This window comes from Salinicola rhizosphaerae, from assembly GCF_014652715.1.
Classification (GTDB): Bacteria; Pseudomonadota; Gammaproteobacteria; order Pseudomonadales; family Halomonadaceae; genus Salinicola; species Salinicola rhizosphaerae.
Map to the genome: position 1 here is coordinate 361,336 of NZ_BMZI01000006.1, position 23,039 is coordinate 384,374.

Sequence of the window (23,039 nt, forward strand, 5' to 3'; positions counted from 1 at the left end):
TTTTGTGACTCACGCTCGCCCGGAGTTCGTGCAGGAGCCGCCAGCGGGCCTTCGAGGCGACCGACGCGCTCGCCCCGCACGCTCACTGTTGCGGCGGTACGTCCAGGAACTGCCATAGCGCCTGCATCGCCGGCCACATGACGGTACCGTGCCCGGCGCCGTGGAATGTCCGCGACGCGATGGTCCAGTTCGGATGCGACGCGACCAGCGCCTCGGCCAGGCCGGCAGCATCGATGGCGGGGCTCGCGTGCACCTCATCCTTTCCCACCGTGGCAAGACGCGGGCGCCTCCCCGCCTCCTTGTCGCCGACCCCGATCAGTACCCGGCGTGAGGCCTCATCGCCATCGAGAGCTACCAGCGAGCGAAGCGGCTCGCCGCCATGCCACCAGAGCGATGGGCTGATCGCCACGTAATCGCTGAACAGCGCCGGACGAGTCAGCAGCGCGTAGAGGGTCAGCAATCCACCGAAGGAGTGGCCGACCAGCGCCTGGCGGGAGCCGTCGACAGCGTAACGCTCGGCGACCGCCGGCTGGATCTGATCGGCGATGACATCGAGAAACCGATCTGCCCCACCGCTGGGTCGCTGCGCGCATCTCGCCCCCGTTTCCCTTGCTGGGCTTTCATTACCTTCCGTCTTGCACTCTGTCTTGCACCCTATCTTGCACCCCGTCTTACCCCCAGGCGGCGTGTAGTCCTCGCTCCTCGCATCACCCCCGAAGCGTTCGACGTCGGGATAGCCGATACCGACGATCAGCCACGGCTCGGTCGTGTCGTAGGGTCCGCGCAGGGTGAGAGAGTCTCTCGACACTACCGCCAGCGGAAAGCGCGAATTACCATCGAGCATGTAGACCACGGGATAGCCCCCGGGCGGTGGTGGCGAGTCCGGCACGGCGACCTGGATCAGGTAGTCGCGATTCGTGGCCTCGCCATGCAGCGTCCACTGTTCGCTACCCGCCAGCGTCACCCTCGCCGCTTCGCGGGCACGCGGCGACGCGGATTCGCTGGCGAGAGCGTCAGAACCCAAACCGGCTGCCCAGAGGCAGCCGGCGATCAGGGTCCATCGCCGCAGCGATGTCGCGATAGCGTCAGAAGTCATAGCGCAACGAGGCAACGACATTGGATGGCGCACCATACATGTTGAACGTCGAGACGGAGCCCACGCGCTCGTAGTAGGTCTTGTCGAGAATGTTGTTGAAGTTCAGCTGACCCTTGATGTGGCTGGTGAACCGATAGCCGACCATCGCATCGACCACCGCGTATCCCGGCGCTTCGACCTGCGGACTCGAGAGCGTTTCGAAATCGCTGAGCGCGGTCACGCCACCGCCGACCTCGAGTCCGTCGAGTGCTCCACCCGCAAAGCCGTACTTGGTCCACAGATTGAACTGATTCTTCGGCATTAGCGTGAAGGCGACATCGTTGTTCCCCGCGGCCTCGCGCACGTCGATATCGAGATAGGTGTAACCGGCGATCACGCTCCACTGCGGCGTCAACGCTCCGGAGACCTCGAACTCGGCGCCGTCGATTCGCGTCTTGCCGAGCGCGGCGGAGTACGCAGAAGAGCCCGCGCCCACCGAGGCGGCGCGATTTTCGTCGTACATGCGGAAGGCGCTGATGCGCGCGTTGAGATCCCCATCGAAGTAGCTACCCTTGACCCCGACCTCGTACTGCTCGCCTTCTCTCGGCTTGATCAGCTCACCGTTCTCGCCGACGGCGTCGGACTGCGGTGTGAACACCTCCGAGTAGCTGGCATAGAGCGAGTGATGATTGTCGAGATCGAACACGATGCCGGCATAGGGCGTGAACTTGGCATCGTCACTGCGCGAGTCAGAGGAACCATCGAGGTAGCTGGTCAAGTCTTGACGATAGGAACTGACGCGGCCCCCGGCGATCAGCGCCAGCGGCTGGATCGGACGGAACGTCAGCTTGGAGTAGAGGCCGTACTCTTCCAACGTAGTGCGGTTGTCGGCACGGGTGTAGGCGATATCCGGCTCATCGAACTGATCCGACGAGTAGTCATAGACATCGATAGTGCCAAGCCGCGCAACACCCTGCGCCGTCTCGGTCTCGTAACGCTTGTAGTCGGTCCCGACCACGAACTCGCTGACGCCGCCGAAGGTCTGGAACGGCTGGCTGTAGCTCGCATCCACCGACCAGGTCTCCTGGTTCACCTTGCCACCCAGTCCGACCAGGCTCGAGTTACCGTCTTCATCGACACCGCTGAAGGTATAGGCGTATTGATAATCGGCATCGCGATTGGAGTAGCGTGTCGCGACGCGGCCATAGCCGCCGTTATCGAAGCGATGCGTCAGCTCGGCGATCCAGTCGTTGCTCTGGCTGTTGAAGGTGTTCCAGTCTGCACCGAAATAGCTGCTGCGGGTGAAATCGAGCAGCGAACCGTCTTCGGCCGCCGGCACACCGTTGGTCGGCACGATATCGCGATGCTGACGCAGGTAGGCCAACGAGAGCGTCGTCGCGTCATCCAGGTCGATATCGATATCGCCGTAGAAGGTCTGGTTGGTGTTGTCGTTCTCGTCGACGTAGCCGTTGCTGTCGTCGTTGGCGATCACCATGCGGCCGCGCACGCTGCCGTCGCTGTTGATCGGCCCGGAAAGATCGACCTCTTCATGGTTCTGGTCCCAGCTACCGTAGCGACCCAGCACGTGGCCCTGGAAGTCGTAGGTCGGGCGTTTGCGCACCATGTTGACGATGCCGCCGAGCTCGCTGGTACTGTTGAACAGCCCGGAAGGCCCGCGCATGATCTCGACCCGGTCGAACGCCTCGAGATTGGGCACCGAGCCGAGAATGCTCGCCATCGGCGCCGGCAGCCCGTCGATGTTGTACTCGTTGTACTCGTAACCACGAGAGTAGATCGAGGAGCGGCCGCTATCGTTGGGCAACACGCGCATGCCCGGCGTACGTTTGGCCATTTGATCGAGGGTATTGAAGTTCTGATCCTCGAGCGCTTCGCGCGTCATCACGCTGACCGACTGCGGAATATCACGCAGGGACGCAGGCGTCTTGGTGCCGACCGTGGCCGCGTCGACGGTATAGCCGCCGGTCATCTCCGAAGGCAGCATTTCATAGAGCCGGTTACCCTTGACGGTCAGGGTGTCGAGCTCGGCGTCGCTGCCCGCGGTCTGAGCCAGCACCATCTGGCTGGAGGCGGTCAGACTCAGGCCGAACGCCAGCGGCCATCCCCAGTGACGAGCTCGATGGAAAGAAGAAGCCATACCTTCGGTGTCCCTTGCAGTGATCCGACGACACAGGGCGATCCAGGTCGTCGTTTTTAATGAGAATGAGATTCAACAACCACAACAAAGGAAGATACCCGAGATCCGTCTCAAAAGCATCCGCAGATGATAATCATTCTTCAAAAGGTGCATATAGCTCTCGGCCCGCGAGCGTCTTCAGCGGGCGTTGGCTATTACTGGCGAAGCAGCATGGTGATAGTGAATCAGAGTGGTAATAACGACGGTGACGGTCGGTTTCACGAAAGCGACAGGGCTTACCGGCGCGATGCCGGCGCCCCGAGGCTGAATCACGCTGTGCGCTCGGCTCACTCCCTGGCAGGCGCCAGCGAGAGACCGAAAGCCTGCGGGTCGACAACGCCCTCCAGCCGGCCAAGCTGATCGATATCGCCATCCATCAGCAACTGATCGAGTCGCCGCTGACGACTGTTGACGTTGAGCACCAGATGAACCTGGCGCGGTCTGCCTCGATCGTCCAACCGCTGCACCCAGGCCAGCGCACCGCTGGAGAAGCGCGCCAGGGCTCCCACCGGGGCCGTGCCGAAGCGCTTGACGTAGCGCTGCACCCAGACAGTGTCGAACTGCTCCGGATGCCCCAGCAGATGACGATAAACCTCCGTCAGCGGCCAGGCCGCCCGATCCGGGCGTGGGCGAGTCATGGCTTCCACCACATCGACGACGGCCATCATCCGTCCCAGGTCGCCAATCGAATCGCCGCCGGCGCCCACGGGATAACCGCTGCCATCGAGACGTTCGTTGACCTCGCCGATGATCTGATCGGCAATGTGCGGCGAGAGCCAACGGCAATTGTCCAGACGCTGCCGAATGAACGCCACGTGCTCCACCAGCTGGTCGCGCTGGGCAGAGTCCAGCGCGGAGGCACTCTCCAGAATCGCGCTCGGCAGCAGCGCCTTGCCCAGATCGTGTATCAGCGCGCTGGCCGTGACTGCCTTGAGCGTTTCGGTGTCATGCCCTTGCCCGCGAGCCAGATCGGCGGCACGTACCGCCACGCCGAGCCCGTGGCGAATCGGTGCCGGTTCGGTGTCGAGATAGGCCAGCGCAAAAAGCAGCGATTCGCGACTCTGCGCTGCGAGCCTCAGTAGCGTATCGGTGTGGCGCGAGAGTAGCGTGGAAGCGATTTCGCCACCGTTCTGCAGCTCGAGAATCTGGGCGTAGAGATAATCGGCGATCTTGAACAAATAACGCGCGGCGGTGTTGCCGGCCACGGTCGCCGGCGTGCGCGCTGGCAGCGCGACAGGCGCTGGCTTCTTGCCCTCTGGCGTCAGAAACAGCGTCGATGGCTGCAGGGGCGTTGCGCTCTGCGAAACCCGGCGAGCACTCTCCCGCTCGGCCTCCTTGACGCAGTGCCAAAGCATTCGCTCGCCGTCGATCGGCAACTCGGCAAACTCGCAACCCACCCTCGCCGTGGTCCACTCGTCGTCTGTTCGCACATGGCGAACCCACCCGGCGAGCGTAAGTCGCTGGCCGTTGGGAAACTGCAGCGACAGCTGTTCGAACGGCTGATCCGACGTCAACCTCACCGCATCGGCGAGGCGCAGCGTCAGCAGGCAGCCGCCGAGCGACAGGTTATCCAGCTCAACCGGCATGTCGGCTGCATCTGCATTCAGACGAAAGTGCGCCGCCACGCCCATCTCCGAACGGATCGGCGCGCGAAAGGTGCCGCGTCGGTGGACGGTACTGAGCATCTCGGGATAGCTGCAGCGCAGCCGCACGCGCCCGGCTTGATCGAGCCGGCCCTGCACCGTCAGTGCCGAGGTCCGCACCATCGCGCCGTTGACGTGACCGATGAGGTGGAAGGACTCCCCCGCTTCCAGCCGATCGGTGAGTGCGGGTGTGGCAGTGATATCGATGATGATGGCTTCATCGCGCTCGATATCGTCGAGAACGACCGGCCAGGAGGCGCCGAACGCGCCAGCGAAAGCGAGATTGACGCTGCCGTGAAGACATAGCGGCTCGAGCCATTCCCACTTGGCATTGGCCTTCGAAATATCGGTCGTGGCTGACTCTGCCATTGGAGCTCCGGTAACGAGAGATAAAGGTAAAAACGCTCCTGTAACGCTTCGTTATCGACCGGAGACGGCGCTTCTTGATGGCGATTCGGGATATCGCGCCGGATGTTCGTTGATTCTGAATGCTGATGAACGCGGCTCGAGGCTGCCCCGCCGCCGCGCTCTAGGCTGTCCCGCCGCCGCGCTTGGGCGGCAGCGCAAAACGCAGCGCGCGCTGTATCGCCACCATCAGTACCGAGGCGTGATCCTCCTGCGGAAATTCCTGGAAAGTGACCCGCTCGCGGCCCAACCGGGTTTCCAGCTCGCCGGCCATGTCTCGAGCACGCTCGACCATCCGGCGCTCGCGCCGTCGCGCCAGCAGAGCCTCACGCCCGGGGATGTCGCGCTGCCACGGCGGCAATACCGACTCCCACTCCCCGACGGCCATGAACACTCGGGCGCGACTGTCGTCGAGGGCTGCCAGCCGCTGGCGCAGCGAGCTCTCGTCCCACCAGATCGAAGGACTGATCGCAACAAATGTCTCGAAAGCCTGCCGATGACGTAACAGCATCTGAAGCACGAAATAGCCCGCCAGCGAGTGCCCGAACAAGATTCGGCGGTCGGGATCGAGCGGAGCAAGCGAAGCCATATCGACGCTGACGCGGTCGTCGAGAAAGGCAGCAAAGGCCTCGCCCCCGCCGACGTCGGTTTTATCGACATGCACGGAGGGCCCGAACGTGTAATCGCGAAAGCGCCGCTCGGTCGCGAAGAGCGCGTCGCCCGCGTGCGCGATGCCGACTACCGCCGCGGGCGCGATGCCGGTCGCATCAGGGCGTCGACTGGAACGCTTGAGCGCCTCGACGAAGGTGGCGAAGAGCGCATTGGCGTCCAGCACATGGATCGCCGGCCAGCCCCGCGGCGGCGGCTCCCCCGGCGGCGTCCAGAGACTCAGTCGATAACGCTCGCCGCTCGCCGCTTCCAGCTCCTGGACCCGAGTATCGGCGAGCGTGACCGGATCTCCCATCATGGCAGCGTCTCCGTTGGTGAATGAGGTCCGCCGCGGCGGACGAAGCTAGGCTTTGTCTGAAAAGTCGACGAGCGAAGGCCAGACAAGGCGAAAAATGGCGAAGACGGACCGGGCTGGCGACCCAGTTTACGGGGTGTAAATGAGCATCTTGATCGGACTGGCGCACCAGCCGATTTTTAACGCTGAATGGGCAAGCGCAGTACGTTTCAGACATAGCCTTAGTGACTGTTGTCCAGATCGACCCACCCGGTGCCCTCGTAGGGAACCGCCAGGAAACGACGATTGATCGTCTCGAGCGTCGCGGCGGGGTCGATATCGGCAAAGAGATCGGGATGAATCCAGTGCGCGAACGCCTCGATGGCGACGATATCGAGCGGCGAGTTGAGGAGCTGATGTGCCAGGCCGTGCACGTTGCCCTCTTTCACCGCCGTGAGCTCGGCGATGCCGGGGCGCTGCGTGATCCGTTCCAGCGAGTCGCGCGACGTGTCGGCATCCACGCCGCCGCCCAGCACCAGGCCGTTGGCGCCTTTCAAATCCGGCCCGCCGGTGGCGATATAGACATCCGGGTCGCGAGAAATCACGTACTCCAGATTCAATTTGCCGGAGGGCCGATCGAGCACATCGGCGCCGATGTTGTGGCTGCCGACGAAGTCCAGATACTGTCCGATGCCGCCCTTGCCGACAGCGAAACAGCAGTCATTGGTCATCCCGGCGTGAGCTTCCAGAAACACGCTCGGCGCCGGGGTCTGGTCATCGAGACGGGAAGAGATTCGGTCGAGATGCTCGCGGCGAAAATCGAGATAGGCCTGAGCCTGCTGTTGATGCCCCGTCAATTGACCCAACAGTTTCAAGCTCTGCGCCTGGTGAGCGAACGGATCGGTAAAGAAATCGATGAACACCACGGCGATACCGGCCGCCTGAAGCTGAGCGATCTGCGTATCGGTGGGCCCGCGACCCAGCGAGACCACGGCGACATCCGGCGCCGCGGCCAGCACCGCTTCCGTGTCGAAGTCGTCCGCCGAACTGGCCACTCGTGGCAGCGAATCGAGGCGCGGAAACGCCTTGCGATAGCGCTGCCAGGACGCTTCGCCGAGACGGTTGATGTCACGCGGCCAGGCGGCCAGCAGGTCGACCGGATCGGACGAGATCAGCGACAGCGCGATCAGATAACGACCGTCGTCGATCGAGAGCTTGTCGACGTGGTCAGGCACCGTCACGGTACGACCGCGCAGATCGACGACCTCGGCGGCCTGAGAGGCCTGCGGCATCAGCAGCATCGCCACCAGGGCGACGCCGGCTCCCAGGCCAGCGAGGCGACGTAGAACTTCGATCATGAACTCTCCTTGATGCAAACTGCGCGGAGGCCTTCGCTCCCGCGCCTTTGGGCCGTCATTCGGCCCCGTGATGACGACGCCGCCGTAACACCCGCTCAGGCGCGCAGTGTGGCTCCGCCATCGACGTAGAGATCACTCATCGCGACATGGCCTGCCTGATCGGAGAGCAGGAACATCACCGCGTGCGCGACATCCTCGGGCGTTGCCAGCTTGCCAAGTGGAATCCCTGCCTTGTACTGCTCGGGCAGACCGGCGATCACCCGTTGTTCGCCCTGATCGTCAGCCCACATTCCCGTCTGCATCGGCGTCAGGGTCGAGCCAGGGGCGACAATATTGCAGCGAATGCCCAGCGGTGCCAACTCGAGCCCCAAACAGCGAGTGAACATCGTCGCCGCCGCTTTGGATGCCGCGTAGGCGGCCATGGCGTGGCGCGGCACGCCGGCAGCATTGGAGCTCACGGTGACGATGGCGCCGCGCCGTCGCGGTGTCATCACTCTCGCCAGGGCCCGCGACAGGTGGAAGACACCGTCGGCATTGACCGCGAACACTCGCCGCCACTCGTCATTCGTGATCGTCTCCACGATACCCGACTGCAGCACGCCAGCGACATTGAGGCCGAACTCGATCGGCCCGATCTCGCGCTCGACGCGTTCCACCAGCGCATCCACCGCCGCTGCATCGGTAACGTCCAGCGCCTCGGCATGGGCGGATGACGGCAGCGCCTGTTCGGGCGCCATCAGGTCGGTGGCAACGACCGTGACCCCGCTCTCGGCCAGCAGCGCCACCAGCGCTCGACCGATGCCGCCTCCCGCGCCGGTCACCACGGCAACCTTGCCATCGTATCCCGTCAGTTTCATGCGCTCTCTCCCATCGAAACTCGAGTGCGTTGCAGTCGTTCGATCAGCAACGGCGCGATGCGATTCGCCGCATCGCGACTGGTCATTTCCGCATGCGTCAGCGGCAGTTCCAGCGCCTCCACTTCGCGCGCGTACGGCTGCCACAACCCGGCCTGAAGCTCGGGCCGATCGGCATGATCCAGCCCTGCCCGCAGATGCAGCAGCGTGCCGCCATAACGGCTGTGGTAGTGATTCCTGATCAGTCGGTTGGTCCCGGTCACTGCGCGCACGACCCCATTCAGCGCTGCCTCCGGCAGGTTGCCGAGCGTGCTGTCGCCGCGGCGCAGGAACCCGACGATCTTCTCGCGGCTATCGAGCTCCGGGTGCGCTTCGGGATCGTGTCCGGCAATCGCCAACAGCGCTCGCAGCGCGGCCACCGGATCGGGCTCGGGCTCGTTGCGCCAGCACTCCGCAGGGTAAGCATCGAGCAGCGCGACCAGGCCCACTTCGCGCCCCAGCGCGCGCAGCCTCACCGCCATCGCCTGGGCGATGATGCCGCCGACCGACCAGCCGACCAGATGCACTGGCCCGCGCGGATGGAGCTCGCGAACTCGCTCGACGTAGTCACGGGCGAGCGCATCGATGCTCGAGGGCAGCGCCTGCTCGGGATCGAGGGCCGGCGACTGCAGTCCGAACGCGGGTCGGCCGATCGCCCGCGCCAGGGCGCGATAGTTCCAGGCGACGCCACCGGCCGGGTGAATCGCGAATAGCGGTGCCTCGTCGCTCTCCGCTGGCGACAGCCGGACCCAGGGCCCGAGCCCGTCGTCTCCGGCGACGCTGGCGCTATCGATCAACGCCGCCAGGCCTGCCACGGTCGGCGTGGAGAAGATCGCGCCCAGGCCGATATCGCGCTGCCAGCGCTGCTGGATCGCCAGTACCAGATGCACGGCGGTCAGCGAATCGCCGCCGAGGTCGAAGAAATCGGCATCGACGCCAGGCGGGCGCTCGCGACCGAGCACTTCGCTGAACAGTGCCGCCATGTCACGCTCGGTCTGGCTGCGCGGCGCGGCGCCCTCGTCTGCCTCGCACATCGGTAACGGCAACGCGCGGCGATCGAGCTTGCCGTTGGCGGTCAACGGCCAGCTCTCCAGCGCCACGAAGGCCGCCGGGATCATGTAATCGGGCACTCGGGCAGCGAGGTGGGTCGCCAGGCGAGATCGCAGCGCGGCCGCCCTCTCGCTGTCAGGCTGCTCGCCTTCAAATTTCTCGTTGCCAGCCGTCTCGAGCTGGACATAGCCGACCAGGCGCGGCTCGCCGGGCAGGTCCTCGCGCAGCATCACTTCGGCTCGCATCACCGCCGGGGCTGTCAGCAGTGCCGCCTCGATCTCGCCAAGTTCGATGCGTAGCCCGCGCAGCTTGACCTGATCGTCGCCGCGGCCGAGAAACTCGAGCGCGCCGTCGCGGCGCCAGCGCGCGATGTCGCCGCTCTTGTAGAGCCGCCCGCCCGGCACATGCGGGTCGCCGATGAAGCGCTCGGCGGTCAGCGCGGGGCGCCGTAGATAGCCGCGGGCCAGCTGCACGCCGCCGAGGTAGAGATCCCCGGCGACGCCGGGGGGCAGAGGCCGCATCCGAGCATCGAGGACGTAGAGACGCGTGTTCCAGACCGGGTAGCCGATCGGTACGGCGCGGGAGCGGTCCTCCCGCCCCGCCGGCCACCAGCTGACGTCGACGGCAGCTTCCGTCGGGCCGTACAGGTTGTACAGCTCGGCATCGATCAGCGTATGGAACCGATCACGCAATTCGGCGCCGAGCGCCTCACCGCTGACGAATACGCGGGTCAGCGTCAGTCCGTGCGTGTCCGGCGTGGCGAGGAATGCCGCCAGCATCGACGGTACGAAATGCAGCGTGGTGATCCGATGCTCGCGGATCAGCGCCGCCAGCGCCCGCGGGTCACGATGCGCCTCCGGCGGCGCCACGACCAGGGTCGCGCCAGCCAAGAGCGGCAGGAAGAATTCCCATACGGAGACGTCGAAGGTGGCCGGCGTCTTCTGCAAAATGCGATCGTCGCTCGAGAATCCGAACTGCTCGCGCATCCACTCCAGCCGATTGACGATGGCGCGGTGCTCGACCACCACCCCCTTGGGTTCGCCGGTCGAACCGGAGGTGTAGATCACGTAGGCCGCGTCCTGCGGGCGTGGCGCGCTGTCGAGCGTCGCTTCGGTCGGCTGCTCGCGCCATGCCTCGGGCGTCAACGTGGTGAGACCGTGGAAACGATGTCGGGCGTCGGCACTCACCAGCACGCAGGGCGGCCGAGCCGAGTCCAGAATCCGCTGCAGTCGCTCATCGGGATGGGCGAGATCCAGCGGCAGATAGGCCCCGCCGGCGCGCTGGACGGCGACCAGCGCGATGACCTGCTCCAGCGAGCGCGGCATGGCGACCGCGACGACCGACTCGCGTCCCACCCCGCCCTCACGGAGCTGCTGAGCCAAGGCGCGCGTGCGCCGCTCGAGTTCGGCATACGTCATCCGGCAGCCCGGCGCTTCGAGCGCCACCGCCGCGGGCGAATCGGCCATGGTCTGCTCGTAGAGCGAGACCAGCGTCGCTTCCGGCAGCGAGTGCGCCGTCGCGTTGACGTCATGAAGATAGCGCTGCGCCTCTGCCGGCGTTGCCAGCCCGACGTCATCGAGCCCGGCACCGCGAGCGTGGGTTTCGATCGCCGCCTGCAGAAAAGTCGACAGGCGCAGCGCGTGCGCCTCGACCTGATCCGCGTCGTAGAGCGCGGGATTGGCCTCAATCTCGAGCGTCAGGACCTGAACCGCATCGCCACGAAACCCCAGCGTGACGTCATCGACCGGACCGGTGGCGAGAATCTCCAGCCGGGTATCCAGCCCCTCGGAGAGCTTCAGCGGTCGCTCGAACGGCTGCACGTTGATCAGCGGGCCGTGCAAGCGGCGCTGACCGCCGATCAGGCCCAGATCGCGGCGGATCTGCTCGCCGCGATAGCGACCGTGGCGGCGCGCTTTCATCAGCGCCGTGGCGGTCTCGTCGACGAGCGTGGCAACATCATCAGCCCGTGCGACCCGCAGGGGCAGCACGTTCATGACCATCGCCGGCACCCGCGCGGAGGCGCTGCCCAGGCGCCCCATCCAGGGTACGCCGACGATGCACTCCGCGCCGCCGACATGGCGCCGGCAGTACTCGGCCGTCAGCGCCGTCAACACATCCGGCCACGGCTGCCCGAGCGTCTGCGACAGCGCCCGCAGGCCCTCGCGAAGCGTGGCGTCCAGCGCCATCGCGTAACGATGGCTATCGTCGCTGGCCGGTGCCAGCACCGCCGTCTCCAGGCCGGTCGCAGCGGGTGCGCCACTCAGGGTTTCCCGCCACCAGGCAGCATCACGCTGACGTTTCTCGCCCTGGGAATAGGTAGCATCCTCGTCGAGCACCGCCGAGAACGCGCCGAGCTGACGCTCGGGCGTCTCGTCAGCCGCCTGCAGCGCCAGTCGATAGCGCTCGGCGAGGCGCTCGCCCAAGAGCGCCATGCCGTAGCCATCGGTCGCGAGGTGATGAACGCGCAGATACCACACGAAGTGCCGCTCGCCGAGCCGCAGAAGACGCTGGCACGCCAGCGCATCGCGCGTCGGGTCGACCGGCGTCAGTCGCTCTTCGCGCATCCACGCCTGCGCCGCTTGCGCGGGCTGTGGCGTTGCCGACAGATCGATCCGCTCCAGACGCGGCCACCCGTCGGGATCGACCCACTGCCGCGGGCCGGTGTCGCCGTCGGTCATGCACAGGGCCAGCGCCTCGGTTTCCCTGGCGACGCGGTCCGCGGCACGCGTGAAGGTCTCGACATCCAGCTCGCCCTCGATCCACAGCGCGTGGGCGGTATTGCAGAACGGATTGTCGGGGGCCAGCTGCTGGGCATACCAGAGCCCGGTCTGCGCCTCGCTTAGCGGTCGCATCGTCGGCGTCACCTTCGCGCGCGGCGTGCGCACCTCGTTTTCCTGCACGCTGCTCATGGCGCCTCCGGCGCGCGACGCTGCAGCGCGTCGATCCGCGCCCACCACTCGTTCAGCGTCGGCTGCTCCATCAGCTCGGCAAACGGTATCTCGACGCCCGTTTCGCTCCAGCGCGAGGCCAGATTGAGCACGCGCATCGAATCCAGGCCGTGGTCGACCAGATTGTCGTCGTCGGCGATCTCCTCCGGCGACTCCCCCAGTATCTGGGCAATATCCGCGCGCAGGCGCTCGAGGCTCAGCGCCGGGTCTCGAGCATCGGTCGGGGTGGATGCGTTCATGACAGCACCTCCAGCAGTCGTTCGGTAGTCAGCGGTACGCCGCAGGTACGCGCCACCCAATGCAGTGCGCGCTCGTGATCGGCGCGGGAGAAATCGGCCAGCGCATCGGCGACGAAGAACGGCTCGATATCGCGCTGAAAGGCCTCGACCGCGGTCGCGGCACAGCCAATGTGGGCGTAGACGCCGGTGATCGCCAGCTGGTCGCGCTGGCGCACCCGTAGCAGGGTCTCCAGGTTGCTGCGCTGAAAGGCGCTGTAGCGATGCTTGACCAGCACGTGATCGTCCGGCCCCGGCGCAAGCGCGTCGACGATCGCTTCGTGCTCGTCGATCGCCTGCATGCCGGGCCCCCACAGGTCGGCCTGGAGCCCGCGATCGCGACGGTCCTGATTGCCCTGCTGGGCGGTGTAGAAAACCGGAATGCCCTTGGCGCGGCACTGCGCGATCAGTCGCGCCATATTGGCGATCGCCGGGGAGAGCGGCGTCGAATCCACCGCGTAGGCAGCGAGAAAATAGCGCTGCATATCATGCACGAGTAGTGCCATACGTTCGGGTTGCGGCTGCCACGGCGCGCGCGGTTCGGGCAGTTCGTCACCCGTCGGCAGCGCGTAGGCGGGAATGGTCGGTAGACCCATCAGGAACTCTCCCCCTGTTTGACGGCGTCATGGGGCTCGGGATCGTTTCGCTCACCCCCTTGCTGTTCGGTCACGAAGCGCTCACGCAGATGCGCGCGCAGCTCGCGCCGGCTCACCTTACCGACCGCCGTGGTGCCAAAGGCGTCGACGAAAACGACCTGATCCGGCACCTTGAACGCGGCCAGTCCGCGCTCTCGCACCCAGCGCTTGAGCTCGACCGCGCGCGGACGCTCGGCGCGGGCGATGACGAAAGCACAGCTTCGCTCGCCAAGGTAGGCATCGGGAATCGAGACCACGGCGGCGTCGAACACCGCAGGATGGGCCAGCAGATGATCTTCGATCTCCTCGGCGGAGATCTTCTCGCCGGCGCGGTTGATATGATCGGTGGCGCGCCCCTGCACGACCAGATATCCGCCCGCCAGCCGCTGTACCACATCACCGGTGCGATAGAAGCCGTCATCGGTGAAGCTGCGCGCGTTGGCGCCGTCGTCGTTGTGATAGCCGCGAATGGTGTAAGGACCGCGCACCAGCAAGTGTCCGGCGCTGCCCTCGGGGACCAGATCGCCGTGATCGTCGACGATGAGCACCTCATCGTCGGGACTGATCGGGCGTCCCTGGCTCTGCAGCACGATCTCTTCGCGATCATCGAGTCGCGTGTAGTTGACCAGCCCCTCGGCCATGCCGAATACCTGCTGCAGCTGACAGTCGAGGGTTTCCTTCAGCCGTCGCGCCGCTTCCGGCACCAGCTTGGCGCCACCGACCTGCATGACCTGCAAGCTGGAGAGATCATGAGACGACGCCTTGGCGGCGTCAGCCCACAAGAGCGCCAGCGGCGGCACCAGGCCCACGCAGGTGACACGCTCGGCCTCGATCAGCGGAAACGCCTGTGCCGTCCCCGGGCCGGGGCTGAGCACGACCCGCGCGCCGGCGTATAGCGCCCCGAGCCAGCCGGGCGAACTGGCCGGAAAGTTGTGCGCGGCCGGCAACGCGACCAGGTAGACGCTCTCTCGGTCGATCCCGCAGATCTCGTTGCTGGCCCGAAACGAGTAGATGTAGTCATCGTGGGTGCGCGGAATCAGCTTGGAGAGTCCGGTACTGCCACCGGAGATCTGCAGGAATGCGACCGACTGCGGGTCCGGGTCATCAGGCAGCGCCTGGTGGTCTCCCGCCAGCGCGGCGAGTGAAGTGAACTCCTCGGCGTCTCCGGCGATGATCACGTTCGCTACCGCCGGCACCTCCGCGCGCAGCGCCCGGGCCAGCGTGCGGTGGTCGAAGCCCTCGTGCCGTGCCGCGGTGATATAGGCGCTGGCCTCGGCCTTGCGGGCGAAGTGCACGAGCTCCGTCAGCCGATGCGCCGGCAGCGTATAGACGGGAATCAAGCCGGCGCGGAACAGTCCGCACACGACCGGGATGAACTCGGCGACGTTGCCGAACTGCACCAGTACGCGGTCACCGGGAGTGAGTCCGAGCGCCAGCAGGCCGGCGCCGATGCGCTCTGCCTCCTGCCACAGCTCGGCGTATGTGTAGCGGGCATCGCCGGCGACCAGCGCCGTGCGGTCAGCGCACTCTCGCGCCCGTTCCCGCAGGAAGCCCGGCATCGTCTCGCCGCGCCAGTAACCGGCGGCGCGATAGCGTTCGACGAACTCGTCAGGCCACACCTGGCGCAGCGGCAGGCGGGCAGCGTGATGTTGGCTCATGAAATGACTGGCCTCAACGGTTGATGAATGGGTCATCGAGCGGCGACGGCCCTGTCGCGGGTCGCGCGCTCCTCGATGCCGAGCGCCGTCAGCAGCGCCATGAACTTGGCCGCGGTCTCCTCGACTTCCAGCGCCGGCGTGGAGTCGGCGACGATGCCGGCACCGGCGAACAGGCGCAGGTCCTTGCCCTGCACGCGGGCGCAGCGGATCGCCACGTACCAGTCGCCATCCCCCTGAGCATCGACCCAGCCGACGGCGCCGGCGTAGAAGCCGCGATCTACCGGCTCGAGTGACTGGATCAACGCCATCGCGCTCTCCCGCGGCGTGCCGCAGACCGCGGGTGTGGGGTGCAAGAGCGCCGCCAGTTCGGCACTGGACGGCGCCGGCGACTTGAGCGTGCCGACGATTGGCGTGCCGAGATGCCACATCGTCTCGGTGGCGTGCAGCGAGGGCACATCGGGAGCGTCGAGCTCGCTGCATAGCGGCGCCAGTGCCTCGACGATCGCTTCCACCACATAGCGGTGCTCGGTCAGATCCTTGGCCGATGCCTGAAGCGAGCGCGCAACGCGTTGATCCTCCTGCGGATCGCTCGAGCGTCGCGCGGAACCGGCCAGCGGGTGAGAGGTGATCGTCAGTCCGCGACGCGAGAGCAGAAGCTCCGGTGACGCGCCGACCAGCCAGGCCGGCGCCTGCCCGGCGTCGACCGGGAGTGGCACCGTATAGGTGGTGACGCTCGGATCGCGTTGCAGGCATCCAGCCAGCGCCAGCGGGTCGACGGCCCGCACCGCCTCGAAGCGCAGACTGCGCGCGAGCACCGCCTTGCACAGATCGGTGGTGTCATCGTGCAGACGCTCGACGCAGCTCGAGACCATGCCAGCGTAGCCATCGGCAGCCGGCTCGGGTCGGGCCGGGCCGGCCAGCGCAGGCGGTTCTGCGACTGCCGCCGGCCAGTCGGACAAGACCCGTTCCGGCTGATATAGCGCATCGTCGGCGTCACGATCGAACGGCAGCGCGCCGACCAGCAGTGCCGGACCCTTGGGGCCGGCATCGAAGAAGGTCCGCACCCGCTCCGCCAACGTGGCAGCCGGCCCGCGAGACAGCGCCGCCCGATGCCCGCTGGTGGCCAGCTGGAACTGCGCGGCGCGCAGCGTGAAGGTTGCCGCATCCGCGGACATGAGCGTGGCGTCGCCGGGGCGACGAGAGGATAAGCGTGTCATGAAATGTCTCCCGAACCATGAATGCGATGTCGCCAGAGGGCAATCGCGAGACCCAGCAACAGTGCGCCGACGACGAGATAGGGCGCGCTCGGCGACCCGCGATAAAGCAGCGTGCCCGCCAAAGGGCCGACGACCATGCCCAGCCCCTGCATGGAGCCGATCAGCCCGGCCGCTGCGCCCTGCTCGTGGGACTCGACGGCGTTGGCGGTCAGCGCCTGCAGTGACGGCCGGACCAGCCCCATGCCGACCCCGGCGATGGCGTAGACCGCCAGCAGCTGCCACTGGGCGAACACCAGCGAGACACCGGTAAAACCGACGGCGGAGAGCAGCGCACCGCACAGTAGCCAGCGTCGCGGAGGCCAGGTCAGCCGGGTCATTGCCCACTGCGACGCGATCAGACCGACGCCCACGGCTGTCAGTGCGAATCCCGCGACGCGGGCGCCATCCGCCGCCGAGAGCGAGAGTCGGTCGATGGCAAAGAAGCCGATCGTGACCTGAGTGACGCTGATCGAAATCATCGCGGCAAAGGCGGCGAAGATCGGCAGGCGCAGTCGCGCATCCCGCCAACCGACGGCGGATGGGGCCGGCGCACGTGCCGAGGCAGGACGAGCCCGCGGCAGTCGCCAGCCGACGGCCAGCAGCGCAAGCAGCGGCAGCAATGTGGCCGCGTAAAGCACCAGCGACAGGTCGTAGATCGCGATCCAGCCCGCGATCATGGGGCCCGCCACCATGCCGACGGCGTTGGCCGCGCCGAGGCGTGCCATGGCGCTGGCTCGCCGATTGGGTGGTACCTGGTCGGCGATATGCGCCGCCGCGCTCGGCGGCACCGCGGCATAGACGAGCCCGATCAAGGCTCGCGCGCCGACGATGACCATGACCGACACGAGCACCCGGGGCGGATGCGCCAGTGCGCGATCGACGAACAGCGCGAGCAGACCGCAGATCAGCGTGAAACAGGCAAGCGACACCATCAGCACGCGGCGTCGGCCGATACGATCGCTGTACTGCCCCCAGCGCCGGGCCGAGAGCATCCACAGCACGCCGGCTGCCGTCATCGAAAGCCCGGCATGCCATTCGGATAATCCAAGCAGACGGGTCAAAGGACCGACGACGGCGACGAATGCCATCATCGCCATGGTTCCGGCCAGCGCCACGAACGCGACGGCATTCAGACCGACCGGTGCCTGCGTGCCAGCTTCGCCGATGCCAGTGTCGGTCAAACCCTCGACACGCCTGGCACGGTGCGGATCAGCGTTGCGAAATTGCGTTCCGGACATGTGAACCTTCCGGGAAGAGGAAGTCTCTCGCCGCGAGATCGGCGGCGAGGCGAAAACGCGCTGCCGGGCCAACCCGGCCGGCAGCGACGGGCAGACGCGTGATCAGGGCGCGATGCGGATCACGGTATTCCCGTCAGGCTCGAAGGGCGTCGGCACATCGTCCGGCGCGTGCCGCCCACGCCCTTTCGCTTTATTGCTGACGTAGACATCGCCGTCTTCGGCATCTATGGCAACGGTCTGAGGATGGCTCCCGGCAGCCAGATAGGCGCTCACGTGACGGGTATCGCCATCGATGACGGCGACGCTGCCATCGCCACGATTGGCGACGTAAAGATTGCCGTCGTGCGGGTTGAGCCTGGCACTGAGCGCCCCTTCGCCAGTAGCGATGTCGTCGATGACCTCGCCGCTATCGAGATCGATCACGCCGATCCCGCCGGCTTTCTGGTTCACGGCATAGAGCACGCCCCGATCGTGATCGATCTCGACGTTGACGGTCCCTACCCCACCCATGATGCCCTCGGTGGATTGCTTCTCGATCTGGGACTGCGGGGCGGCTGGCAGGCGGCGCAGGACTTCGTGGCTGTCGGCATCCAGCTCCGCAATTTGCGAATTGGCCAGGTCGGCGACGTAAAGACGCCGCGTCTGTGGATCGAGCGCCAGGCCGGTCGCCACCTTGACCGGATTGTCGATCACGTCGGTGAGGCTGTCGTCGCTGCCGTCGATCACCCAGATCGTGCTGTTGCGCACGGGTGCGTCACCCTTGGCAAAACCGCCCACGACGCTGACATAGATCGTGTTGGTCGTCGGGTCGACCACCGGCTGACGGACGTGGTCGGCCTGCCCTTCCGGTGCGTGAATCAGCGCCGTGCGCTCGCCGCTGGCGATATCGAACACGGCGACGGTGCCGCTGCGCGTGTCGGTGGCGTAGAGCTTCTGCGTTTTCGGGTTGAGGGCAAGGCCGAACGGGCTGACGTTGCCGGTATCGATGCGTTTGACCACCTCCAGCGTGTCGGCGTCCAGCACCACGATGCCGGCCGGTGTGTCATGCGCGCTCCCGTCGGCGGCGACCACATGGTTGCTCACCGTCGCGGCATAGAGACGGTGGTTCTGCGGGTCGAAAGCGATCTCGTAGACACTGCCCGCCACCTGGGTTCGCTGGGCGACGAACGGATGCGTCTGGTTTGCCGGACCACTGGCGAGCGCCTGATGAGTCATACCGATCGAAACCGCCAGGAGCGACAGCCCCACCCAGCGCTTCGCAGCGCCGCGAAGGCTCCCGTTGTAACTATTGAGCTCGTGCATCGAAAGCATTTCCCTTGAACTGGATGACGTCGAATTTCGGAGGCACGGCCACCGAATCCGAATCGCCGATCTTTTTAACACGAATAATAGTAATTCTCATCCGTATTCGAGAAATGGTTACAATTACAAACCAAACCCTCCCCGGACCGCCTGGATGAAGACGCTGTCGTGCGAAGAAAGCGCGCAATTCGATGCGCGACGTCTGAAGCGGAACGCCCGATTGGCAGGGTGTGACGCGCAATGCAACGCGTCACAAAATCACGGCAAGAAGCACGGAGACATGACGGCTGCCAATTGCGGCAAATCGCGGCCAGGCGCGAGAGTTGGCAATGGCATCGAGGAACACCCGTTAGGCAGGGCTTTCAGACATCCAGGAGGGAGAGGAAGACCCCGGCGCCGCGCTTGACGCAGCGCCGGGATGACGAGGCTAGACCGCGCCTCGATCGAGGGTTTTCAGCTCGGTCTCGTCGTAACCGAGCAGGTAAAGCAGCGCATCGAGACCGAGCGTCGAGACCGACTGTCGGGCCTGGCGCTTGACCAGCGGCTTGGCATGAAAGGCGACGCCGAGGCCGGCCACCGCCAGCATCTTGAGATCGTTGGCGCCATCTCCGACCGCGATGGTCTGCGCCATCTCCCATCCTTCACGCTCCGCGATCTGGCCGAGCAGCAGCGCCTTGCGATCGGCATCGACGATCGGCTCGGCGACTTCGCCGGTCACCTTGCCGTCCCGAATCACCAGCTCGTTGGCGTGAATTTCGTCGAAACCCAATCGGCGCTGGAGATAGCGCGCAAAGTAGGTAAAGCCACCCGAGAGAATAGCGGTACGATAGCCGAGCCGCTTCAGCAGTCGCAGCAAACGCTCGGCGCCCGGCATCAGCGGCAGCGACTCGGCGATCTCCGCCAGCACCGACTCATCCAGCCCTTCGAGTTTGCTCATGCGCTCGCGGAAGCTCTGTTGGAAATCGAGCTCTCCGCGCATGGCGCGCTCGGTGATCGCTGCCACTTCATCAAAGACGCCGTGACGTCGCGCCAGCTCGTCGATGACTTCAGCCTGGATCAGCGTCGAGTCCATATCGAAGCAGACCAGGCGCCCCTGCCGGCGCCATAGCGTGGCGGGCTGGATCGCCACGTCGACATCGAAGCGCTCGGCCAGCGCCAGCGACGCTTCATGCAGCGCCTCGGCATCCGCCGGCTCTCCTCTCAGGCGCCACTCGAGACAGACACCCGCTGCCTCGATCGGCGCGTCGGCGCGCTGTAGCTCAGGCGATGCCGACAGTCGCTTGACGCGCTCGATGGTCAACCCCTGCGTCGCCGTCAAGGTGCCGACTTCCGCCATGACCTCGGCGCCCAGTCGCTCCCCCATCAGCGTCAGAATCCAGCGCCGAGCGTCGGCATCCTGCTGCCACTGGGCCTCGTCGTCGGCCGCGACCGCCTCCACGCGACAGTCGAGTCCGAAGATATCGCCAGCGGTCGGCAGCACGCTCGCCACATCGATATCGTCAGGCGCCTCGATGAGCGCCTCGAAGCTGACGCTGCCAAAGGCAACGTGCTGGCTGATATCCAGCAATCGGCACTGCGCACTGACCAGCGCCGTGCCCAGCGCGGCGGTCTGTCCGGGTCGGGCCGGGCCGGTGGCTTTCACCACAAAACGTCGTGACATCATTTCCCCACGAGGCACCGTTCAGCGCCTGTATGACTCTCTGTTGATGATTTATCGAGTGATCGTTCGTCTGTTGAGCGTTCGCTGCGGATTCAGCTTTCGACCTCGAGCCGATCCACCTTCTGGAACCCGCGCGCCAGCTTGCTGCCTCGGCGCCCGCGCTCTCCCGCGTAGTAGTCGAGATCGGATGCCTTGAGCGTCTGCTTGCGCTTGCCGGCATGCACGATGAGCGCCGACCCTTCCGGCAGCAGCACGAGATCGCGGACGAACTCTTCGCGGTTGGCCGCCCGCGTACCGGGAATATCGATCATCTTGTTGCCTTTGCCTTTGGCCATCTCCGGCAGTTGCGACAGCGAAAAGACCAGCAGGCGCCCCTCGTTCGAGACCACGGCGACGCGTTGCCCTTCGCCCTCGGGAATCGCCTTGGGCGACATGACGTTGCAACCCTTAGGCATCGACAGCACCGACTTGCCTGCCTTGTTCTTGCCGAGCAGGTCCTCGAGCCTGGCAACGAAACCGTAGCCGCCGTCCGAGGCCAGCAGATATCTCGCACTGGGTGAATCGAGCATCAGGCCGACCATGCTGGAACCCGCCGGCGGATTGATCCGGCCTGTCACCGGTTCACCCTGCCCTCTCGCCGACGGCAGGTTGTGCGCGGTCAGCGTGTAGCTGCGCCCACTGTCATCGAGCAGTACCAGCGGCTGATTGGTCTTGCCACGCGCGGCAAGATGGAACTGGTCGCCGGCCTTATAGGAGAGACCGGCCGGGTCGATATCGTGGCCTCGAGCGGCACGAATCCAGCCCTTGTCGGACAGCACCACGGTGACCGGATCGGCCCCAACCAGCTCCACCTCGGAGAGCGCCTTGGCCTCCTCGCGCTCGACCAGCGGGGAGCGACGCGCGTCGCCGTATGCCGCAGCGGCCTCGCGCAGCTCCTTCTCGATCAGATCGGTCATCGCCGCGTCGCTGCCGAGGAGTTTCTTGAGACGCTTGCGCTCGGCCTCCAGCTCGTCCTGCTCGCCGCGAATCTTCATCTCTTCGAGCTTGGCCAGATGGCGTAGCCGCAGCTCGAGAATGGCCTCCGCCTGACGCTCGGTGATGCCAAAAGCGTTCATCAACGCGGGCTTGGGCTCATCCTCCTCGCGAATGATGCGGATCACCTCGTCGATATTGAGATAGGCGATCAGCAGGCCTTCGAGGATATGCAGGCGATCCTCGACCTTGCCCAGGCGGTGCTCGGTGCGCCGCCGCACCGTGGTCCGACGGAACGTCAGCCACTCGCCAAGCATCTCGTTCAGCGCCAGCACCTTCGGCCGGCCATCGAGCGCGATGACGTTGAGGTTGACGCGCACGTTCTTCTCGAGATCGGTCGTGGCGAACAGATGCGCCATCAATCCTTCGACATCGATACGGTTGGAGCGCGGTTCGATCACCAGCCGTGTCGGCGTTTCGTGGGTCGACTCGTCGCGAAGGTCGGCGACCATCGGCAGCTTCTTGGCATTCATCTGCGCCGCGATCTGCTCGAGCACCTTGGCCCCGCTGACCTGATACGGCAGCGCAGTGATGACGATGTTGCTCGCTTCGCGCTCGTAGCGTCCGCGCAGCTTGACCGAACCTCGGCCGCTCTCGTAGAGCTTGCGCAGGTCGGATGCCGGAGAAATGATCTCCGCTTCGGTCGGAAAATCCGGCGCCGGCACGTGCTGCATCAGATCCGCAACGGTCGACTCCGGCTGGCGCAGCAGATGGCAGGTCGCCTCGACCACTTCGACCACATTGTGCGGCGGGATGTCGGTCGCCATGCCCACGGCGATACCGGTGCCGCCATTGAGCAACACGTGCGGCAGCCGCGAGGGCAGCACCGCCGGCTCGTTCATGGTGCCATCGAAGTTCGGCGTCCAGTCGACAGTACCCTGACCCAGCTCGGCCAGCAGTGTTTCGGAGAAGCGGGAGAGACGCGCCTCGGTATAGCGCATCGCCGCGAACGACTTGGGATCGTCCGGACTACCCCAGTTGCCCTGGCCGTCGACCAGCGGATAGCGATAGCTGAACGGCTGCGCCATCAGCACCATCGCCTCGTAGCAAGCGCTATCACCGTGCGGATGGAATTTACCCAGCACGTCGCCGACGGTACGCGCCGACTTCTTGTACTTCGCGTTCGCCGTCAGCGACAGCTCGCGCATCGCATAGACGATACGCCGCTGCACCGGCTTCATGCCGTCGCCGATATGCGGCAACGCGCGGTCGAGAATGACGTACATCGAATAGTCGAGATACGCCTTCTCGGTGTACTCCTTGAGCGAAAGGCGTTCGACGTCGCCCTCCGCCACCTGAATATCCATGGTCATAGCACGGTGACCCTAATTACGATTTTGGAACCGTCGAGGGCAGTGCCCTCTTAAGACTCTGTGATGAGCTGTAAGCCATGAGCTATAAGCCGTAAGTAACCCCACCAGACGGCATTGCTTTTCTTACCGCTTACAGCTTTCGACTTACAGCTCCCGGCGAA

General features: G+C 65.6%; 15 protein-coding genes. All 15 read right to left on the minus strand.

All coding sequences use genetic code 11. The features are described 5' to 3' along the window. Positions 1 to 82 precede the first annotated feature (82 nt). On the minus strand, positions 83 to 1,024 hold the full coding sequence (locus IE125_RS15000; RefSeq protein ID WP_189445472.1) for an alpha/beta hydrolase: 942 nt from the start codon (positions 1,022 to 1,024) through the stop codon (positions 83 to 85). Between the two features lie 61 nt (positions 1,025 to 1,085). Continuing rightward, entirely contained in the window at positions 1,086 to 3,230 is a 2,145-nt protein-coding gene (locus tag IE125_RS15005; RefSeq protein WP_189445473.1) for a TonB-dependent siderophore receptor, read from the minus strand. Between the two features lie 326 nt (positions 3,231 to 3,556). Beyond that, positions 3,557 to 5,281 (minus strand): HD domain-containing phosphohydrolase, encoded by a 1,725-nt coding sequence (locus IE125_RS15010; RefSeq protein WP_189445474.1) that lies wholly within the window; start codon positions 5,279 to 5,281, stop codon positions 3,557 to 3,559. 160 nt (positions 5,282 to 5,441) lie between these two features. Then, positions 5,442 to 6,284, minus strand: coding sequence for an alpha/beta hydrolase (locus IE125_RS15015; protein ID WP_189445475.1), 843 nt, complete (start codon positions 6,282 to 6,284; stop codon positions 5,442 to 5,444). 218 nt (positions 6,285 to 6,502) lie between these two features. Then, the gene (locus IE125_RS15020) at positions 6,503 to 7,618 is read right to left on the minus strand and encodes an ABC transporter substrate-binding protein (protein ID WP_189445476.1); all 1,116 of its coding nucleotides are present in this window, start codon (positions 7,616 to 7,618) and stop codon (positions 6,503 to 6,505) included. Between the two features lie 95 nt (positions 7,619 to 7,713). Continuing rightward, positions 7,714 to 8,475: a 2,3-dihydro-2,3-dihydroxybenzoate dehydrogenase gene (gene dhbA, locus IE125_RS15025; RefSeq protein WP_189445477.1), complete on the minus strand. Its 762-nt coding sequence runs from the start codon at positions 8,473 to 8,475 to the stop codon at positions 7,714 to 7,716. Then, on the minus strand, positions 8,472 to 12,470 hold the full coding sequence (locus IE125_RS15030) for a non-ribosomal peptide synthetase (RefSeq protein ID WP_229809136.1): 3,999 nt from the start codon (positions 12,468 to 12,470) through the stop codon (positions 8,472 to 8,474). Before IE125_RS15030 ends, dhbA begins: the two co-directional genes overlap by 4 nt. Further along, positions 12,467 to 12,748, minus strand: a complete 282-nt coding sequence (locus IE125_RS15035) for a phosphopantetheine-binding protein (protein WP_189445478.1) — start codon at positions 12,746 to 12,748, stop codon at positions 12,467 to 12,469. The genes IE125_RS15030 and IE125_RS15035 overlap by 4 nt, the downstream gene beginning before the upstream one ends. Further along, positions 12,745 to 13,380, minus strand: coding sequence for an isochorismatase family protein (locus tag IE125_RS15040; RefSeq protein ID WP_189445479.1), 636 nt, complete (start codon positions 13,378 to 13,380; stop codon positions 12,745 to 12,747). Before IE125_RS15040 ends, IE125_RS15035 begins: the two co-directional genes overlap by 4 nt. After that, positions 13,380 to 15,077, minus strand: a complete 1,698-nt coding sequence (locus IE125_RS15045) for a (2,3-dihydroxybenzoyl)adenylate synthase (RefSeq protein WP_189445480.1) — start codon at positions 15,075 to 15,077, stop codon at positions 13,380 to 13,382. The genes IE125_RS15040 and IE125_RS15045 overlap by 1 nt, the downstream gene beginning before the upstream one ends. A gap of 32 nt (positions 15,078 to 15,109) precedes the next feature. Beyond that, positions 15,110 to 16,294 carry an isochorismate synthase gene (locus IE125_RS15050; protein WP_189445481.1) on the minus strand — a complete coding sequence of 395 codons (1,185 nt, stop codon included), beginning with the start codon at positions 16,292 to 16,294 and terminating at the stop codon, positions 15,110 to 15,112. Next, the gene (locus tag IE125_RS15055) at positions 16,291 to 17,571 is read right to left on the minus strand and encodes an MFS transporter (RefSeq protein WP_189445482.1); all 1,281 of its coding nucleotides are present in this window, start codon (positions 17,569 to 17,571) and stop codon (positions 16,291 to 16,293) included. The genes IE125_RS15050 and IE125_RS15055 overlap by 4 nt, the downstream gene beginning before the upstream one ends. Before the next feature lie 102 nt (positions 17,572 to 17,673). Further along, the gene (locus IE125_RS15060; protein WP_189445483.1) at positions 17,674 to 18,873 is read right to left on the minus strand and encodes a YncE family protein; all 1,200 of its coding nucleotides are present in this window, start codon (positions 18,871 to 18,873) and stop codon (positions 17,674 to 17,676) included. 427 nt (positions 18,874 to 19,300) lie between these two features. Continuing rightward, positions 19,301 to 20,533, minus strand: a complete 1,233-nt coding sequence (serB, locus tag IE125_RS15065; RefSeq protein WP_189445484.1) for a phosphoserine phosphatase SerB — start codon at positions 20,531 to 20,533, stop codon at positions 19,301 to 19,303. Between the two features lie 92 nt (positions 20,534 to 20,625). Then, entirely contained in the window at positions 20,626 to 22,878 is a 2,253-nt protein-coding gene (parC, locus tag IE125_RS15070) for a DNA topoisomerase IV subunit A (protein WP_189445485.1), read from the minus strand. Positions 22,879 to 23,039 lie beyond the last annotated feature (161 nt).